Genomic DNA, 17,631 nt, shown 5'->3' with positions numbered 1-17,631 from the left:
GTCACGGCTGACCTCCCAGCACGGCTTCGATGTAGACGGACCGATCCCGCAGGTTCTCGGCGGCACGGTCGCTGATGTCGACGAGCGGGCCGGCGAACACGGTCAGGGCCAGGCCGACGACGACGAGACCGATCGTCGGAACCAGCATTGCCGGGGGCATGCGCCCGACGTCGGCCCGGTCCGAGAAGGCGACCTCCATCCCGGATTCGTCGATCAGCGCGGACGGGGCGGCGTCGGCGAGGCCGCCCTCGGGGGCGTCGGCGCGGGCCCGCCAGAAGGCCTTGGTCCACACCCGGGCGACGACGTACAGGGTGAGGAGGCTCGTGACGGTGCCGCCCGCAACCAGCACCCACGCCAGGACGGATCCGTCGGCGGCGCCGGCCTGCAGCAGGGCCACCTTCCCGATGAACCCGGAGAACGGGGGGATGCCCCCGAGGTTCAGCGCCGGGACGAGGAACGCGATCGCGAGGACCGGGCTGGCGAGGGCGAGTCCGCCGAGCCGCCGCAGCGACGCCGAGCCGGCCTGCCGCTCGATCAGGCCGACCACGAGGAACAGCGTCGTCTGGACCAGGATGTGATGGGCGACGTAGTACACGGCGCCGGACAACCCCGCCTGCGTCGAGAGGGCGATCCCGAACACCATGTAGCCGATGTGGCTGACGAGGGTGAACGACAGCAGGCGCTTGATGTCGTTCTGGGCGATGGCGCCGAGGATGCCGATCACCATCGTCAGCAGGCCGGCCACCAGGAGCACGTTGTCGAGCTCGCCGCCCGGGAACAGCAGCGTGTGCGCCCGGATGATGGCATAGACGCCGACCTTCGTGAGCAGGCCGGCGAACACGGCGGTGACCGGCGCCGGGGCGGTGGGGTACGAGTCCGGCAGCCACGTCGACAGCGGGAACACCGCCGCCTTGATGCCGAACGCGACGAGGAGCACGCCGAAGATCGCGGCGCGGGTGCCCTCCGGCACGTCGTCCATCCGCACCGCCATCTGCGCCAGGTTCAGGGTGCCGGTGGCGGCGTACGCGAACCCCATGCCGGCCAGGAAGATCAGCGACGAGACCATCGAGACCATCACGTAGGAGACGCCGGCGCGGACCCGGTCCGCGCTCGCCCCCAGGGTGAGCAGCACGAACGACGCCGCGAGCAGCACCTCGAACCCGACGAAGAGGTTGAACAGGTCGCCGGCGAGGAATGCGTTGCACACGCCCGCGGTCAGTGCCAGGTACGTCGGCAGGAAGATCGACACGGGCTGCTGGTCGTTGCCGTCGTGGATGCCCTGTCCGACCGCGTACAGCATGACGGCGAGCAGCACGATCGCCGACACCACCAGCATCAGCGCCGCGAGCCGGTCGACCACCAGGGAGATCCCGATGGGGGAGTCCCATCCGCCGACCTGCACGACCGCGATGCCGTCCCGGTCGGCGAGGTACAGCAGCAGGCCCGAGACCACCAGCACGGCGACGAGCGCAACGAGGGTCACGGCCCGCTGAGCGCGGGGCCGGCGCCCGAGGATCAGCGTCGCGGCCGCCGCCAGCATCGGGATGAGGACGGGCAGCGGGGTCAGCGCCGTCGCGGACAGGATCATCGGGTCCTTCCTCCCCGGGACGGTGCGTCGTCCCCGCGGGCCGTCTCACCGTCGCTGTAGGCCGAATCCGTCTCGTCGTCGAAGTCGCCGTCGTGCAGGTCCTCGTAGGATTCGAGGTCCTCCAGGTTGACGAGTTCCTCCAGGGGGATCGGGTTGCCGGCCGCGTCGAACGCGTCGCCGCTGCGGCTCGGCAGGCCGGTGAGCGGATCGTCCGAACGGTCGCGGTCGGGGGCCTCGGCGGGCGAGCGCCGCTGCGACACCTTGGTGTCCTCGGGGTCGTTCTCGACCTCGTCGCGGGCACTGAGCGTGAACGACCGGTACGTGAGCGCCAGCACGAAGCCGGCCACGCCCATGGTGATGACGATCGCCGTGAGGATCATCGCCTGTGCCAGCGGGTCGGCCATGTTCTCGTGCAGGTCGTTGCGGGCACCGACCACGGGCGGGCCGCCGGCCGGCCCGGCGAGGGTGAGGATCAGCAGGTTGATGCCGTTGCCGATCAGCAGCAACCCCAGCAGCATCTTGATGATGCTGCGCTCGAGCAGCAGGTACACCCCGGAGGCGACCAGCACCCCGACCAGAGCGAGCATGGTCAGATTCGCGCTCATCGCTTCTCACCCACGATCTCCGCATCGAGACGCGCGCCGAGACTGCGGAGCACGTCGAGTACCAGGCCGACGACGATCAGATACACCCCCAGGTCGAAGAACAGTGCGGTGACGAGCTTGATGTCGCCGAGCAGCGGCAGAGTCATCTCGACGGTCGCCGACGACAGCGGCGGCGCACCGAGGAACAGGGAGACCAGGGCGGTCCCCGCCGAGAACGTCAGACCCAGGCCGAGGATCTTGCCCGCGTCGATGGGCACCGCCTCGCCGAGCTCGTAACGGCCACCGGCCAGATACCGCAGCACCAGCGCAAGCCCCGCGATCAGGCCGCCGGCGAAGCCGCCGCCGGGCGCGTTGTGCCCGGCGAAGAAGAAGTAGACCGACAGCACCATCATCGTCGGGAACACCAGGCGGGTCGTGACCTCGAGGACCAGCGAGCGGTGCCGCGGGTCGATGAGGTCCCCGCCGCGCAGCCACGTCGTCTCGGTGCTCGACGACATCGCGTCGAGCTGCGCCGCGGGGGCGTCCGAGACGCGCGGCGCCGAACCGAAGCGGCGGGTGCGGAACACCAGGCTCGCCACGCCCGTCGCCGCGACGAGCAGCACGGAGATCTCCCCGAGGGTGTCCCACGCCCGGATGTCGACGAGCAGCACGTTGACCACGTTCTTGCCGTTGCCGAGTTCGTAGGCCGCCTCCGGCAGCAGCAGCGCGATCGGGTCGGCGGTGCGGGCGTTCGTGGCGAACACCCCGATCGTCGTGACCGCGACGCCGACGGCGATGCCGAGCAGGGCACGCGGCAGCTTCCGGCCCACCACGTGTTCGGGACGGGACTCGGCGGGGAGCTTGCGCAGCACCAGCACGAAGATGACGAGGGTCAGCGTTTCGACGAGGAACTGCGTGAGCGCGAGGTCCGGGGCGCCCTGCAGGGCGAACAGGAATCCGCACCCGTAGCCGGTCAGGCCCACGAGCAGCACGCCGGCGAGGCGGTTGCGCATCACCGTCGCGGCCAGGGCGCCGCACATGATGATGGCCGCCGCCGCGAACTGGACGGACGAGTCCCACCACCGCACCGCCATGTCCCGCTCGGGGCCGAACACCAGCAGCAGCGTGGTGGGCAGCACCACCAGGGTGACCAGGATGATGCCCTGGGTCAGCGGCAGCGAGCCCCGCTGGGTGGAACCGGTCAGCCGTATCGACACGGTGTCCATGAAGCGCAGCGTCGCGTCGTACATGCGGTCGGCGTTGCCGAACAGCTGACGCTCGAACTTCACGCGGGAGATCGCGCGGTGGGCGAAGTACAGCGCGGTGCCACCGGCCACGACGACGGCGGTCAGCACGAGGGGGAGGCCGACGCCGTGCCACAGCGCGAGGTGGTAGGGCTTGTCCAGGGTGCTGGGCAGCGTGTCCGCGTAGGGGGACAGCAGCGTGTCGAGCCACGGCGCCGCGAGTCCGGCGGCCAACCCGCCGAAGGCCAGGACGGTCGGGGAGAACAGCAGCAGCGGGCCGGCGGCGTGGAAGTTCTGCACGGCCGGACTCGGGCGCTTGAGCTGCTTGCGTCCGAAGGCGCCCCACACGAACCGGATGCTGTACGCCAGGGTGAGGATCGACCCGGCGACGATCGCGGTGAGTACCGCGATCCGGGCCCACGGGCTCAGCAGGGTCGTCACCTGCACGGCCTCGAGGGCGGCCTCCTTGCCGACGAACCCGATGAACACGGGCAGGCCGCCCATGCTCATCGCGGCGACGGCCGCGACGGCCGCGAGGAACGGCGCCCGCTTCCCGAGGTGCGCGAGCTTGCGGATGTCGCGGGTGCCGGCGCCGTGGTCGACGATGCCGACCACCATGAACAGGCAGGCCTTGAACATCGCATGGGCCACGACCATGGCCATGCCGGCCAGCGCCGCCTCCCGGCTGCCGATCCCCACCAGGGCGATGAGGAAACCGAGCTGGCTGACGGTGCCGAACGCCAGGATCAGCTTCAGGTCGAAGGCCCGGAACGCGCGCCAGCCGGCGAGCAGCATCGACGCCAGGCCGAGGGTGACGACGATGGGCCGCCACGGCGCCGCATCGGCGAACGCCGGAGCCAGCCGCGCCACCAGATAGATGCCCGCCTTCACCATCGCGGCGGCGTGCAGGTACGCGGAGACGGGGGTCGGGGCTGCCATCGCGCCGGGCAGCCAGAAGTGCAGCGGCACCACCGCGGACTTCGACAGGGCGCCGACCAGCACCAGGGCGACGCCCACCCCGGCCAGCCAGCCGCTCGGGGCGGCCGCGATCACGTCGGAGAGGTTGTAGCTGCCCACCAGCTGCCCGAGCACGATGATGCCGACGAGCATCGCGAGGCCACCCGCGGTGGTGACGAGCAGGGCCTGGGTGGCGGCGCGGCGGCTCGACGCCCGCTCCGCGTAGTGGCCGACCAGCAGGAACGACAGCACGGTGGTCAGTTCCCAGAACGTGTAGAGGACCAGCATGTTGTCGCTGGTCACCAGGCCGAACATGGCGCCGGCGAAGGCGACCATCTCGGCGGCGAAGATCCCCAGGCGGGGCTCGTCGTCGGTGAAGTACCGGGCGCAGTAGAGCAGGATGAGCGCGCCGATGCCCAGCACCAGCGCCGACATGATCGCCGCGAGGGAGTCGAAGCGCATGTCGATGTTCATCGACAGGCCCGGCGCCCACGCGATGTGCAGCGTGCGTTCCGTGCCCCAGTTGCCGATCACCCAGCCGAGGCTCGCCAGTGGCACGAGCGCCAGCGGTAGGAACGCATTTCTCCCCATGACTCTGACCAGAGGCGGCGCAACGAGAGCGGCGACCGCGTGGGCGATGAGTATGGCGAGCAAAGGCACTCCGTCGGGGTCGGGCCTGGCGGCGGGGTGTAACAGGCTTGCAAGTGTTGTGCAGCACCCACAGGGGGCGATGCCCGAGCCGCGCGGACCCGGGAAATCCCGATGCACGTGCTGCTCTGCAAATGGACAAATCGGATTCGGTGTCAGCTTACCGGCAGCATTCGCACGGTTGCGAATCGGCCGCCGACGCTCCGATGTCCGATTCCCATCGTAGAGTGCCCCCATGCCCGAGACCGGACCGATCCGTACCGCCGCGCTCGCGTACGTCCGCGACGGACGCCTGTTGCAGACCCGTTCCGCCGGCAAGACCGCCTTCTACATGGCGGGCGGCAAGATCGATCCCGGCGAGACCCCCGAGCAGGCCCTGCACCGGGAGATCCGCGAGGAACTCGGCGTCGGCCTCGTCGACGGCACCGTCGCCGAGGTCGGGATCTTCGAGGCCGAGGCCTTCGGCCATCCGGTCGGCACTCGCCTGCACATGACCTGCTTCACGGCCGAGCTGGCCGGGGAACCGCGCCCGGCGGCGGAGATCGCCGAACTCGGCTGGTTCACCGTCGCCGAGTACGCTGCCCTGCCCGAGGTCGCGCCGGGTTCGATGCTGGTGTTCGAGCACCTGCACGCCCTCGGTCTCGTCCGGGCCGAGTGAGACCGGCCACGTCAGCTCCGGCAGCGCCACGCGCATACCGCGCCCGTCGCCGCCAGCGCACCGGTGAGCAGCCGCGGGTCGGCGGGTAGCGCCCAGACCGTGGCCACCGTGGCGGCCGCGACCGGCAGCACCAGGCCCATCGCGGCGATCGGTGCCGCACCCGGCAGCGCCGCCCCCAGCGCCAGGCCGGTGCCCGCGGCGACCAGCGCCACGCGCACCAGCAACTGCGGGCCGTCCGCCGCGGTGTCGGGCCACAGCGCCGCGGTCAGCGTGACGACCAGGGCCACCCCCAGGCCCAGCTCGACCCGCGGGACCCGCCACGCGAGCGCGGCTCCCGCCGCGACCGCCAGCACCCCGGCCGCGGGCACCCACGCGGACACCTCCCTCCCGGCCAGGTCGTCGACCAGCGGGTACGCCGCGGCCGTCGCCCCGATCGCGGCGACGGGGAACCGGCCGTCTGCGAAGGGCAGGAAACGGCCGACGGCCTCCGCACCGAGCACCGTCGCGGCGAGCACGGCCGCGGCGGCCAGCCACATCCACGCCGCAGCCGAGGTGGCCTGCTCGCCCACCCAGCCGGCGAGCACGTGCATGCCGACGGTCAGCGCCGCCGTCGCCCCGACCGCGACGATCGGCAGCCGCGCCTCCGGCTGCTGCACCCGGGCCCCGGCCCCCGCGACGAATGCGGCGAGCACCACGGCCCCGGCTGCGACGGCGAGCGGCCACTGCAGCGGCGACGGCAGCGCCGACGACTGCAGGGACGTCCCCATCGGGCCGGCGAGCAGGAACACCGCCCACGCCCCGACGACCACCGCCCACTGCCCGATCGGTTCGCCCCACGCCGCGGCGACCGCCGCCCCGAGCAGGATCCCGGCGGCTCCCGCACTGATCAGGGGCAGCACGGTGAGGGTGTCGGGGTCGGCGGCAGGTACCGCGAACCGCACCGTCCCCAGCACCACCGTGCAGCCGGCCGCCAGCAACCACGCCGTACGGCGCGACCCCGAGCGTTGCAGGCCCGCGACCGCCAGCACCGCCGCCACCGCGAACACGATCGGCCCGGTGGCGCTGCCCGTCGCGGCGGGGAGCGCCACCCCGTCCACCGCTACGGCGAAGCCGGCGAGGGCGCCCGCGCACAATGCCGCGAGACCCGCGACCGGCTCGTCCAACCGCACTGTCGCCGCCGGCATCGTCAGCGCCCCTCGGCGTAGGCCCGCAGGTGTTCGACCTGCGCGGCCTCCAGCGACGGGCGCACCGCCTTCCGCGCCGCCGCGACGTCGTCGGCGGTGACGGCCGCGGCGTCGACGCTGCGGCGCATCGCCGCGAGCGCGGCCTCCCTCAGGAGCGCCGAGCAGTCCGCCGCGGAGTAGCCGTCGAGGTCCGCGGCGAGGGCGCCGAGGTCCACGTCGTCGGCCAGCGGCACCGACTTGCCCGCGGTGCGCAGGATCGCGGCGCGCGCCTCGGCGTCCGGCGGCGGCACGAACACCAGCCGCTCGAGCCGGCCGGGGCGCAGCAGGGCCGGATCGATCAGGTCGGGCCGGTTGGTGGCGCCGAGCACCACGACGTCGCGCAGCGGTTCGACCCCGTCGAGTTCGGTGAGCAGGGCGGCCACCACCCGGTCGGTGACGCCGGAGTCGGAGCTCTGCCCGCGGCGCGGGGCGAGCGCGTCGATCTCGTCGAGGAACACCAGCGCCGGTGCGGAGTTGCGGGCCCGCTGGAACAGCTCCCGCACAGCCTTCTCCGAGGCGCCCACCCATTTGTCCATCAGCTCGGCGCCCTTGACGGCGTGCACGCTCAGCTGTCCCGAGCTGGCCAGCGCGCGCACCAGGAAGGTCTTGCCGCAACCCGGTGGCCCGTAGAGCAGTACACCGCGCGGCGGCTCGACGCCGAGGCGGGCGAACGAGTCGGGGTGGTGCAACGGCCACAGCACCGCCTCCGTGAGCGACTGTTTGGTGTCGACCATGTCGCCGACGTCGTCGAGGGTGACGCTGCCGATGGCCAGCTCCTCGGTGCCCGATCGCGACAGCGGGCGGATCACCTCGAGCGCACCGAGCAGGTCATCCTGAGTGAGCCTCGGCTCGGTGTCGTCGCGGCTCGCCCGCGCCGCCGCCCGCAGCGCCGCCTCCCGGCACAGGGCGGCCAGGTCGGCGACGACGAAGCCGGGCGCGCGGGCGGCGACGGCGTCGAGCGAGAGGGTGTCGGTGGGCACCCGGCGCAGCAGCACGTCGAGCAGGGCGCGACGGGTGGCGCCGTCGGGCAGGGGCAGGGCCAGTTCCCGGTCGCAGATCTCGGGGGAGCGGACCCGCGAGTCCACCTCGGTGGGGTGCGCCGTGGTCGCGACGAGCGCGACCCCGACGGTGTCGACGGCGCGGCGCAGCTGGTCGAGGATCAGCGCCGACACCGGTTCGGGGTCGGCGGGCAGCAGGGCGTCGATGTCGGTGACGAGCAGGACCCCGCCGGGGGCCAGGTCGGCGACGGCGGTGGTCACGCGGCGCAGCCGATCGTCGGCGGCAGTGGCGCCCACGCTCGGCCCGTCGAGCTCGACGACGCGACGGCCGGCGAGGACTGCGCGGGCGAGGGTGGCCTTGCCGACGCCGGCGGGCCCGGTGATCAGCACTCCGAGGTGGGGGGAGGCGCCGAGGGTGCGCAGCAGTTCGGGCTCGTCGAGGGCCAGCTTCAGCCACTCGGTGAGCCTGCCGGCCTGGGTCTGCACGCCGACCAGGTCCTCCACCGGTGGTGGCGGCGGTGCGGGGATCGCGGGCCGGGCCGACGGGGCGGCGGCCGGGCGGGGGCCGGCGACGGCCCGCCCGGCCGGGGTGGTGCCCCAGCTCACCGCGGTGTTCGGTTGCACGCTCACCGGTGCGGCGGGGTCGACGGCGGTGACGGTGAGCAGTTCCGTGGTCCAGGCGATCCCGAACGTGCGGGACAGGGTGCGCGTGGTGGGGGCGGTGCTCGTGCCCGGTCCGAGATCGCGGGGCAGCAGCGACACCGCGTCGCCGACGGTGAGGACCTTGCCCAGCAGTGCCTGGCGCAGGGTGACGTCGTCGATCGTGTGGGTGGCGAGTGCCGATCCGGTGACCGCGACCGTGCGGGCGCCGTGGACGACGACCGGGCCGACGAGGACGGTGGCGTCCTCGCGCAGCCCCACGTTGGAGAGCGTCACGTCGTCGAGCAGGATCGTGCCGGTCGGCGTGCCGGCGGGGGCGAGGCCGGCGACGGCCGCGGTGCGGCGCCCCCCGATCAGCGCGATCGCGTCCCATTCGCGCAGGCCCAGCGCGGTGAGCACCTCCGGGTGCACGCGGACGACGCCGCGGCGCGCATCGGCCGCGGAGGTGTTGAGGCGGACGGTCAACGCGAGTTCGGGGCTGCTCACCCCGCCGAGCCTAGAGCGTCGTCAGCGTCCGCGGGGGCGGCGCAGACCGAGTCGCGCGGCGGACTGCCGGGGCTGCGGGGCGCGCCGGATCGCGACCCGCCGTGGCCTCAGGGCGCGGTGCTCGGCGCGCAGGGCGCGCCGCTCGGACGGCTTGATGTTCCATGTCTCCGGCCGCGCCGCCACCCAGCGCTTGGAGCGGATCGCGAACGGGATGTGCGCCAGGTACAGGCCGATGAGGACGAGCATGAGCACGTACGGGTAGGTGACCAGCGCGGCCGCCGCGACCGCCACGAGTACCAGGAGGATCACCGCGTAGCGGGGCGGCACGGACACCGACTTCATCGCCAGGGTCGGTATCTGACTGACGACGAGGGCGGCGGTGAGCAGCGTCCAGGCGGCCACGACGGGGTAGGAGTCCCACCAGCCCTCACCCCACTGGATGTGCGCGGCGACCGGCGCCAGGGCGACGAGGGCGCCGGCGGGGGACGGCACGCCGACGAAGTACTCGCGGGCGTACGCGGGCACCGTGTCGTCCTCGAGCAGGGTGTTGAACCGGGCGAGGCGCAGGACGATGCTGACCGCGTACAGCAGGGAGATGATCCAGCCGAACGGGCTGCCGTCCAGCAGCGTCACGTACAGCACGAGGGCCGGGGCCACGCCGAACGCCACCGCGTCGGACAGCGAGTCGAGCTCGGCGCCGATCTTGGTCGTGGCGTCCAGCAGGCGGGCGATGCGCCCGTCGAGGGAGTCCAGCACCGCTGCCGCGCCGATCATGCCGAGGGCGGTGCCCAGCTGGCCGTCGAGGGCGAACTTCACCGCGGACAGGCCGGCGGAGAGCGCGAGGATCGTGATGACACTCGGCAGCAGCCGCACGGCCTGCGGGCGACCGCGGCGTTTGCGTTCCGGGGCTGCCGGGGAGGCGGCGGACGGGCTCACGGCAGCTGGGCGATGACGGTCTCGGCGCCGATCGTCTTCTGCCCGCGTTCGACGAGGAGGGTGCTGCCCGGGGGCAGGTAGGTGTCGACACGGGAACCGAAGCGGATCAGGCCGTAGGTGTCGCCGATCGGCAGCGTGTCGCCCGCCTTCGCGTCGCACACGATGCGGCGGGCGAGCAGCCCGGCGATCTGGACGACGGCCACGTCGGCGCCGTCGCGGGTCTCGAGGAGCATGCTGTTGCGTTCGTTGACCTCGCTGGCATCGGCGAGGTCGGCCGAGAGGAACTGCCCGGGGCGGTGCACGACCTTGGTGACGGTGCCGCCGACGGGGCTGCGCTGGACGTGCACGTCGAGCACGGACAGGAAGATGCTCACCCGCGGCCGCGGCTCGGTGCCCATCTCGAGTTCGGCGGGCGGCACCGCGGTGTCGACGAGGGCCACCTCGCCGTCCGCCGGGGCCACGACGACGCCGACCCGGTTGGGCGGCACCCGGTGGGGGTGGCGGAAGAATCCTGCGGTGGCGGCGGCCGAGACGAGGCCGGCGCGACGGACCCACTTGCGGTTGCGGCCGAGCGCCGCGACGGCGAGCGGGGCGGCGACGAAGGGGATGCCTGCCGGGTGGAGCGGTGGAATCGTCTTGCGGACCAGTTCGAGAACGTGCTCGACGCTGGTGGGCGGTGGGGTTCCGGGGGGTGTGGGCTTTCGGGCCACGGCTCCTCTTAGTGTCGCGCGGTGTGACCCGCGGGCGTGCGGCCCGCGGGCTAACACAGCCTACGCGAGGAGGGTCACCGTGCGAGGGCCGCGCCCTCGGCCTCGTTCCTGATGCGCGCGAGGGTGGCGTTCATGCCGACCACCATGTCGTCGTCGAAGGCGGTCGCACCGCCGAGGACCTTGTCGATGAGGAACTGCGAGACCTTGCTGGTCCCGGTGGGCGCCTCCCGTCGCTGGATCACCCGGGTGCCGGTGTCGGTGGGCTCGAGGGTGAACGACCAGACGGTGCGGTTCTCGTTGACCCGGAAGCGGAGCAGGCGCCCCGGCTCGAAGGCGAGCACCTTGGCGGTGGTGGGCCACACGAGCAGGCCCTTGCGGTTGACATTGATCGTCTTGGTCCCGACTCCGACGGGTCCGCCCAGCACGGCCATCTTCCGGCACTGCGGGCTCCACTCGCCCATCCGCTTCAGGTCGGAGATCACATGCCACACCTGCTGTGGCGATGCGGCGATCTCGACGGTGGCTTCGAGGGTCTTCGACACGGGGCCTCCCTGATTCTTCGCGTAACCGTGAGTTACAAATACTGCCCGTCGATCATAGCCGAGTCTGTGACGCCCGCCACCCGGATGTGCACCACCCGCCGGCGGGGAGGGCCCGCGACGAGCCGCGGCCGGGGTGTGCCCGGTGGCCGGCGCCTTCCCGTCCGGCGAGGGTCCGGCCGAGCAGTACCAGGCCCCACGGCCCGATCACCCAGACCGGCCACGGGTACACGGCCGCGCCGACGGCGATCGACACGATCGCCCAGATCACGAGGTTGATCGTCCCGGCTGCGGCCCAGGCTCCCCACTCGATCCGCTGATGCAGGGGGAGCCGGCGGTCCGCGGTGCGGGCCGGGGCGGGCGGGGGTGCGGGTGAGGCCGGGGGTGCCGCCGGAAGGTCGCTCAGTACCCGGTGCGCCTCGTCGGTGGTGACGGACCGGTACACCTCGCCGACCCGCTGGTCGAACTCGCCGATCGTGAGCCGGCCGGCGGTGAGATGCCGGCCCAGCTCGTCGACGAGCCGCTCGCGTTCGGGGTCGGAGATCCGGACACCGTTGACGTATTCCATCGCTGCCTCCTGCGGAGGGTCGAGACCACTGAGGTTCCACAGTGGAATGTCGATACCACTATGGTGGATATGCCACAGTGGAATGTCAAGCCCCCGGGAAAGGTGTCCGCCATGGTCGACCGTCCGCTCGATGCCCCCGCGGCTCGTCCGCTCAACGCCACCGCGGCGTCGCTGCTGGGATTCCTGCACGAGGGTCCGAAGACCGGGTGGGATCTGGTGGTGACCGCGCAGGAGCGGATCGGGAAATTCTGGTCGATCACGACCAGTCAGGTGTATCGCGAACTCGCCGCCATGGAACGGGCCGGTCTCGTCGAGGCGGGCGAGGTGGGCCCGCGCGACCGCAAGCCCTTCGCGCTCACCGCCTCCGGCCGCGCCGCATTCGCCGAGTGGATCGAACGCGAACCCGGACCGGAGAACATCCGCTACCCGCTGCTGCTCACCGTCGCGTTCGGCAGGCACCTGCCGCCCGGCAGGCTGGCCGAGATGCTCGCCGTCCACCGCGCCGCCCACGAACGCCGGCTCGCCGACTACGAGCGCGCCGCCGCCGAGCACTGCGCGGACCCGTACTCGTCGGCGACCCTGGACTTCGGCATCGTCTACGAACGGGCCGTGCTCGAGTGGTTCGGCCGGGTGGCGGACACGCTGGGGCCGGCCTCGTGAACCGGAGGCGTGGGACCGTGCCCACCTGACGATCGACACGGCTGTGGCCGGTCCCGACGATGCGGTCACCACGATCCGGCGCGAAGCCGGCCTTCTCGACCCTGATTCGGCGGCGCGCCGGCCGGTGCCGGGGACACAATCCGGATAGCGCGTATCGATCGGGAGGTGGCCGTGGCCGAGGAGGTCGTCGTCGGGGTCGGTCCCGTCTCGACGGACGAGGTCCTGCGGGTGGCGCGGTCCGGCGCGCCGGTCCGGCTCTCCGCGGACGCGCTCGCCCTCATCGGCGCGGCCCGTGCCGTGGTCGACGCGCTCGCCCGCGACCCCCGGCCCGCGTACGGCATCACCACCGGGTTCGGGGCGCTCGCCACCCGCCACATTCCCCCGGAATCGCGAATCGATCTGCAGCGCAGCGTGATCCGCTCTCACGCCGCCGGGACCGGTCCCGAGGTGGAACGGGAGGTGGTCCGCGCGATGATGCTGCTGCGCCTGTCCACCTTCGCCACCGGGCACACCGGGGTCCGCCCCGGGACCGCCACGGCCTACGCCGCGATGCTGAGCGCGGGAATCACGCCGGTGGTGCCCGAGCACGGCAGCCTCGGCTGTTCCGGGGATCTCGCGCCGCTCGCCCACGTGGCCCTCGTCCTCACCGGCGAGGGCGAGACCCGCGACGCCGCCGGCACGCTCGTGCCGGCCGCGCAGGCTCTCGCCGCGGCGGGCCTCGCGCCCGTCGTGCTCGCCGAGAAGGAAGGGCTCGCCCTCATCAACGGCACCGACGGGATGCTGGGCATGCTGGTCCTTGCCTGCCACGACCTGCGCGCCCTGCTGCGGCTCGCCGACGTCACGGCCGCGATGAGCGTCGAGGCCCTGCTCGGCACCGACCGGGTCTTCGCCGCCGACCTGCACGCCCTGCGGCCGCACCCCGGCCAGGCCGTGGCCGCCGCCAACATGACCCGGCTCCTCGCCGGCTCCGCCGTCGTGGCCAGCCACCGGACCCCGGACTGCCCGGTGGTGCAGGATGCCTACTCGCTGCGGTGTGCCCCGCAGGTCGCGGGCGCCGCGCGCGACACCCTGACCCACGCCGAGCAGGTCGCCGGACGCGAACTCGCGGCCGCGATCGACAACCCGGTCGTCACCCGCGACGGCCGGATCGAGTCGAACGGCAACTTCCACGGCGCCCCGCTGGCGTACGTCCTCGACTTCCTCGCCGTCGTCGTCGCCGACGTCGCGAACATCAGCGAGCGCCGCACCGACCGGCTGCTCGACGTGGCCCGCAGCCACGGCCTGCCGCCGTTCCTCGCCCACGATCCCGGCGTCGACAGCGGGCACATGATCGCCCAGTACACCCAGGCCGCGCTCGTCGCCGACCTCAAGCGCCTCGCCGTGCCCGCCGCCGTCGACTCGATCCCGTCGTCGGCCATGCAGGAGGACCACGTCTCGATGGGCTGGTCCGCCGCCCGCAAGCTGCGCCGCGGCCTCGCCGCGCTGACCCGTGTCCTGGCCATCGAGGCACTCACCGCGGCACGCGCACTGGACCTGCGCGCCCCGCTCACCCCGGCCCCCGGCACCGGCGCGGTGGTCGCCGCGCTCCGCCGGCACGTGGCCGGGCCCGGCCCGGACCGGCATCTCGCCCCGGAGATCGACGCCGCGGCCCGGCTCGCCGCGAGCGGAGAACTCGTCGCCGCGGCGGAATCCGCGATCGGGGCCCTGGACTGATCGTCAGCGGAGCGGGTCGAACTGCCGCGGCACCGCCGCCCGCGCACCGGTCATCGCGCCGGCCAGCAGGCGGCCGGTCAGCGGGCCCAGCGCCACGCCCCACATGCCGTGACCGCCGGCGACGAACACGCGCGCGGAGCGGGTGCCGCCGACCAGCGGCAGACCGTCCGGGGTGCAGGGACGCGAGCCCACCCACTCCTCCGCCCGGGCGGCCCAGTCGACGCCGGTCAGCAGCGGCCGCGCCGCGTCGACGATGGCCTGGATCCGCCGCGGGTCGAGCGGGGCGTCGGGCCGGCGGAACTCCATCATCCCGGCGATGCGGAACCGATCGTGCAGCGGCGTGCACGCGACCCGCTGGGCCGGGAAGTAGATCGGGTTCTTCGGCAGGTGCGCCGGGCGCACGCTGAAGCTGTAGCCGCGACCGGCCTGCACCGGCATCCGGACCCCGAACGGCCGGGCCAGGTCGTTCAGCCGGGCCCCGGTGGCCAGCACCACCGCATCCGCCGCCCGGTCCCCGCCGCCGGTGCCCACCACGCGCACGTCCCGCGGGCCGTCCCGGACCGCCTGCACCTCGAACCCGGTGACGATCTCACCGCCACGGTCGCGTACCGACTCCGCCAGCGCGGCGACGAACCGCGGCGGGTCGACGAACCGCTGCCCCCGCAGCCGGATCCCGGCCCGCACCCCGTCGCCGAGCAGCGGCTCCAGGGTGCGGATCGTGTCCCCGTCGAGCAGGTCGAAATCCACCTCGCCGCCCGCCGCGACCACCTGCCGGAACTCCTCGACGAGCACGCGACGGTCGTCCTCGGACGCGAACGCTGCCAGGAACGGATCCGCCGGGCGGGTCTGTTCGACGACACCGCCGCGGGCCAGATCGTCGTAGGCGCCCAGCGCCATCCGGTTCACCTCGGCGAACACCGCCATCGCCGCGCGCCACCGGCGGGCGGTGCAGTGCCGCGCGAATCCCGCCAGGAACCGCCACAACCGCAGGTCGACCGCGGGCGGCACGTACACCGGGGACGACGGCGTGAGCATCGAACGGATCCCGTACCGCAGCACCGCCGGCTCCGGCAGTGGCAGGGTCAGCGCGGGGGCCAGCCAGCCCGCATTGCCCCACGACGCATCGGCGGCCACCCCGGTGCGGTCGAGCACCGTGACCTCGACGCCGCGCTCCTGCAGGAACCAGGCCGCCGACAACCCGACGAAGCCCGCCCCGACGACGACCACCCGACGAATCGCCATGACGCACTCCCGATCTCGAGGTACCCCATCACCTCCATCATGGACCGTCGCCGGGCTCGGTGCCCGCGAACCGGGGGTGGTCGCCCGCCGGCCGCCCCGTGACGATCCGGTGGATCAGCCGGGCCGCCGCCCGGGCCGTGCGCCCGTCGACGTCGACGGCCGGCGCCAGCTCGGCGACGTCGACGAGCGCGAGCCTGCCGCTGCGCGCCACGACGTCGCACACGTGCTGCACCACCTCGAACGCGACGCCGCAGGCCGCCGGGGCGCTCACCCCGGGCGCCACCCAGCCGGGCAGCACATCGAGGTCGATCGTCAGGTGCACCGCGTCCACCGCGCGGACGAACTCCTCGACGAACGTCTCCACGACGGGCAGGTTCGTCGCGCGGCACTCGTCGTCCAGCAGGTACCGCACCCCGAACTCGTCCGCGGCGGCGAACAGCGCGGCCGTGTTGCTCGGCTGCGCGATGCCCACCACCGCGTAGCGCAGCGACCTGCCCTGTTCGCGTTCGCGTTCGGCCATCTGCCGGAACGGGGTGCCCGACGTGGCGACGGGCGCCGCCCGCAGGTCGAAGTGCGCGTCCAGGTTCAGCACGCCCCAGCGGGTCCCGGCCCGCGCGGCCGCGGACCCGGCCCAGCCCAGGTAGCTGCCGAAGGCCACCTCGTGCCCGCCGCCGAGCACCACCACCGCATGCCCCGCGTCGAGCAGCGCGGTGACCGCCGCGCCGAGGCGGCGCTGCCCGTCCTCGAGGGCGCCGCCGCGCACCGCGACGTCGCCGGCGTCGTGGATCGTCGCCGGCGCCGGCAGCGCCAGCGACGCCAGGGCGTGCCGCAACGCGACCGGCCCGTCCGCCGCGCCGGGCCGCCCCTGGTTGCGGCGCACGCCCTCGTCGCTGCGGAATCCGATCAGGACCTGCGCCCGCGCGGCGTCCGCGGGCAGCGGCGCCACCACGTCGTGCCAGCGCAGGTGCTCGGGACCGGGGCCGTCGTCGCGGCCTGTCCACGGCGCAGGCGGCACGTCGACCGGAATCCTCACATCCGCAGTCCTTCCTGCCAGACCTCCCGGACCAGCTGCACTCCCGGCCGGTACGCCAGGTGCAGGTACGACGGCGCGTCCAACGCGATCAGATCTGCCCGTGCGCCCTCCCGGACGACGCCGACGTCGTCCCGGCGCAACGCCGCGGCGCCCCCGGCGGTCGCCGCGTGGACCGCCTCCTCCGGGCTCATGTGCATCTCGCGCACCGCCAGCGCGATGCAGAACGGCATGCTCGTGGTGTAAGAGGTGCCGGGGTTGCAGTCGGTGGCCAGCGCGACGGTGACATCCGCGTCCAGCAGTGCCCGCGCGTCCGGATACCGGTTGCGCGTGCAGAAGTCGGCGCCCGGCAGCAGCGTCGCCACCGTGCCCGAGCCGGCGAGCGCCGCCACGTCCGCCGCCGTGGTGTAGGTGACGTGGTCCACCGATGCCGCACCGACCTCCACCGCCAGCTGCACGCCCGGCCCGGGACCGAGCTGATTGCCGTGCACCCGCGGGGTGAGGCCGTGCGCCATCCCTGCCTGCAGCACGGCCCGGCACTGGTCGGCGTCGAACGCGCCCCGCTCACAGAACACGTCGATCCACTTCGCGTGCGGCGCGCACACGGGGACCATCTCCTCGCACATCAGCCGGACGTAGTCGTCGGGGCGGCCCGCGAACTCCGGCGGCACGGCGTGCGCGGCGAGCAGCGTCGTCTCCGGCGTGAACACCTCGGCCACCCGCAGGCAACGCAGCTCGTCGGCGACGGACTGGCCGTACCCGGACTTGCACTCGACCGTGGTCGTCCCGGACTGCCACCCCTCGGCGACGAGCCGCGACACCGTCGCCCCCAGCGCGCGATCGGTCGCCGCGCGGGTCGCCGCGATCGTCGTGGCGATGCCGCCGGCGGTGTAGGGGGCACCGGCCATGCGGGCGGCGAATTCCTCGGCGCGCTCCCCGGCGAACACGAGATGCGTATGACTGTCGACGAATCCGGGCAGCACGGCGCGGCCCTGCAGGTCGTGCCGGTCCGCGGCGGCCCCCTCGGGGACCCGGTCGCGCGGCCCCACCCACCGGATCAGACCCTCGCCGACGACCACCGCGGCGTCCACGAGCACCCCCAGCGGGCCCCGGTCGAGTTCCGGGTCGTTCGTGACGAGGCAGCCGATGTTGTCGAGCAGTGTCCAGTTCCGCCCGGGCGACACGGC

General features: G+C 73.5%; 15 protein-coding genes. 3 read left to right on the top strand and 12 right to left on the bottom strand.

Going from position 1 to position 17,631, the window contains the following annotated elements; genetic code table 11:
• Position 1 precedes the first annotated feature (1 nt).
• The 3 genes from KZJ41_RS21230 to KZJ41_RS21220 are packed head-to-tail and all read right to left on the bottom strand — an operon-like array spanning position 2 to position 5,027.
• Complete coding sequence (locus tag KZJ41_RS21230) at positions 2-1,588, bottom strand: Na+/H+ antiporter subunit D (protein WP_006932434.1); 1,587 nt, start codon at positions 1,586-1,588, stop codon at positions 2-4.
• Positions 1,585-2,193 (bottom strand): Na(+)/H(+) antiporter subunit C, encoded by a 609-nt coding sequence (locus KZJ41_RS21225; protein ID WP_006932433.1) that lies wholly within the window; start codon positions 2,191-2,193, stop codon positions 1,585-1,587. Before KZJ41_RS21225 ends, KZJ41_RS21230 begins: the two co-directional genes overlap by 4 nt.
• A complete protein-coding gene (locus tag KZJ41_RS21220) occupies positions 2,190-5,027 on the bottom strand; it encodes a Na+/H+ antiporter subunit A (RefSeq protein ID WP_029545324.1) in 2,838 nt (945 codons plus the stop codon). Before KZJ41_RS21220 ends, KZJ41_RS21225 begins: the two co-directional genes overlap by 4 nt.
• Before the next feature lie 229 nt (positions 5,028-5,256).
• On the opposite strand from KZJ41_RS21220, the gene KZJ41_RS21215 reads away from it, so the two are divergent.
• Positions 5,257-5,679 carry an NUDIX domain-containing protein gene (locus tag KZJ41_RS21215; protein ID WP_006932425.1) on the top strand — a complete coding sequence of 141 codons (423 nt, stop codon included), beginning with the start codon at positions 5,257-5,259 and terminating at the stop codon, positions 5,677-5,679.
• A gap of 11 nt (positions 5,680-5,690) precedes the next feature.
• Here KZJ41_RS21215 and KZJ41_RS21210 read toward each other — a convergent pair whose 3' ends face one another.
• The 6 genes from KZJ41_RS21210 to KZJ41_RS21185 form a co-directional block, all read right to left on the bottom strand.
• Positions 5,691-6,863 carry a hypothetical protein gene (locus KZJ41_RS21210; RefSeq protein ID WP_231772590.1) on the bottom strand — a complete coding sequence of 391 codons (1,173 nt, stop codon included), beginning with the start codon at positions 6,861-6,863 and terminating at the stop codon, positions 5,691-5,693.
• A 2-nt stretch (positions 6,864-6,865) separates the two neighbouring features.
• Entirely contained in the window at positions 6,866-9,046 is a 2,181-nt protein-coding gene (locus KZJ41_RS21205) for an AAA family ATPase (protein ID WP_006932419.1), read from the bottom strand.
• A gap of 21 nt (positions 9,047-9,067) precedes the next feature.
• Positions 9,068-9,982, bottom strand: coding sequence for a phosphatidylcholine/phosphatidylserine synthase (locus KZJ41_RS21200; RefSeq protein ID WP_006932417.1), 915 nt, complete (start codon positions 9,980-9,982; stop codon positions 9,068-9,070).
• Positions 9,979-10,692, bottom strand: a complete 714-nt coding sequence (locus KZJ41_RS21195) for a phosphatidylserine decarboxylase (RefSeq protein WP_006932415.1) — start codon at positions 10,690-10,692, stop codon at positions 9,979-9,981. The genes KZJ41_RS21200 and KZJ41_RS21195 overlap by 4 nt, the downstream gene beginning before the upstream one ends.
• Positions 10,693-10,766: 74 nt before the next feature.
• On the bottom strand, positions 10,767-11,234 hold the full coding sequence (locus KZJ41_RS21190; RefSeq protein ID WP_006932414.1) for an SRPBCC family protein: 468 nt from the start codon (positions 11,232-11,234) through the stop codon (positions 10,767-10,769).
• 52 nt (positions 11,235-11,286) lie between these two features.
• Positions 11,287-11,799 carry a DUF1707 domain-containing protein gene (locus KZJ41_RS21185; protein ID WP_029545317.1) on the bottom strand — a complete coding sequence of 171 codons (513 nt, stop codon included), beginning with the start codon at positions 11,797-11,799 and terminating at the stop codon, positions 11,287-11,289.
• Positions 11,800-11,910: 111 nt separating this feature from the next.
• On the opposite strand from KZJ41_RS21185, the gene KZJ41_RS21180 reads away from it, so the two are divergent.
• Both KZJ41_RS21180 and hutH read left to right on the top strand, forming a co-directional pair.
• The gene (locus KZJ41_RS21180) at positions 11,911-12,459 is read left to right on the top strand and encodes a PadR family transcriptional regulator (protein WP_029545315.1); all 549 of its coding nucleotides are present in this window, start codon (positions 11,911-11,913) and stop codon (positions 12,457-12,459) included.
• 165 nt (positions 12,460-12,624) lie between these two features.
• Positions 12,625-14,172, top strand: a complete 1,548-nt coding sequence (hutH, locus tag KZJ41_RS21175; protein WP_231772591.1) for a histidine ammonia-lyase — start codon at positions 12,625-12,627, stop codon at positions 14,170-14,172.
• A 3-nt stretch (positions 14,173-14,175) separates the two neighbouring features.
• Here the strand turns inward: hutH and KZJ41_RS21170 are convergent, their stop codons facing one another.
• The 3 genes from KZJ41_RS21170 to hutI are packed head-to-tail and all read right to left on the bottom strand — an operon-like array spanning position 14,176 to position 17,628.
• Positions 14,176-15,414 (bottom strand): FAD-binding oxidoreductase, encoded by a 1,239-nt coding sequence (locus KZJ41_RS21170; RefSeq protein WP_029545308.1) that lies wholly within the window; start codon positions 15,412-15,414, stop codon positions 14,176-14,178.
• A gap of 37 nt (positions 15,415-15,451) precedes the next feature.
• Entirely contained in the window at positions 15,452-16,447 is a 996-nt protein-coding gene (gene hutG, locus KZJ41_RS21165; protein WP_065922272.1) for a formimidoylglutamase, read from the bottom strand.
• The gene (gene hutI, locus KZJ41_RS21160) at positions 16,444-17,628 is read right to left on the bottom strand and encodes an imidazolonepropionase (protein WP_065922273.1); all 1,185 of its coding nucleotides are present in this window, start codon (positions 17,626-17,628) and stop codon (positions 16,444-16,446) included. Before hutI ends, hutG begins: the two co-directional genes overlap by 4 nt.
• Positions 17,629-17,631 lie beyond the last annotated feature (3 nt).

The sequence above is a fragment of the Rhodococcus sp. 11-3 genome, from assembly GCF_023704055.1.
GTDB classification, from domain to species: Bacteria; Actinomycetota; Actinomycetes; order Mycobacteriales; family Mycobacteriaceae; genus Rhodococcus; species Rhodococcus aetherivorans.
The sequence above is the reverse complement of the archived record's forward strand: the minus strand, read 5'-3'. Positions and strand labels throughout refer to the sequence as shown.

Bases quoted from the DNA above. Each gene is read 5' to 3' on its own strand.
- KZJ41_RS21225 (WP_006932433.1), bottom strand. From the start codon at position 2,193: ATGAGCGCGAATCTGACCATGCTCGCTCTGGTCGGGGTGCTGGTCGCC.
- KZJ41_RS21180 (WP_029545315.1), top strand. From the start codon at position 11,911: ATGGTCGACCGTCCGCTCGATGCCCCCGCGGCTCGTCCGCTCAACGCC.
- KZJ41_RS21215 (WP_006932425.1), top strand. From the start codon at position 5,257: ATGCCCGAGACCGGACCGATCCGTACCGCCGCGCTCGCGTACGTCCGC.
- KZJ41_RS21185 (WP_029545317.1), bottom strand. From the start codon at position 11,799: ATGGAATACGTCAACGGTGTCCGGATCTCCGACCCCGAACGCGAGCGG.
- KZJ41_RS21210 (WP_231772590.1), bottom strand. From the start codon at position 6,863: ATGCCGGCGGCGACAGTGCGGTTGGACGAGCCGGTCGCGGGTCTCGCG.
- KZJ41_RS21170 (WP_029545308.1), bottom strand. From the start codon at position 15,414: ATGGCGATTCGTCGGGTGGTCGTCGTCGGGGCGGGCTTCGTCGGGTTG.
- KZJ41_RS21230 (WP_006932434.1), bottom strand. From the start codon at position 1,588: ATGATCCTGTCCGCGACGGCGCTGACCCCGCTGCCCGTCCTCATCCCG.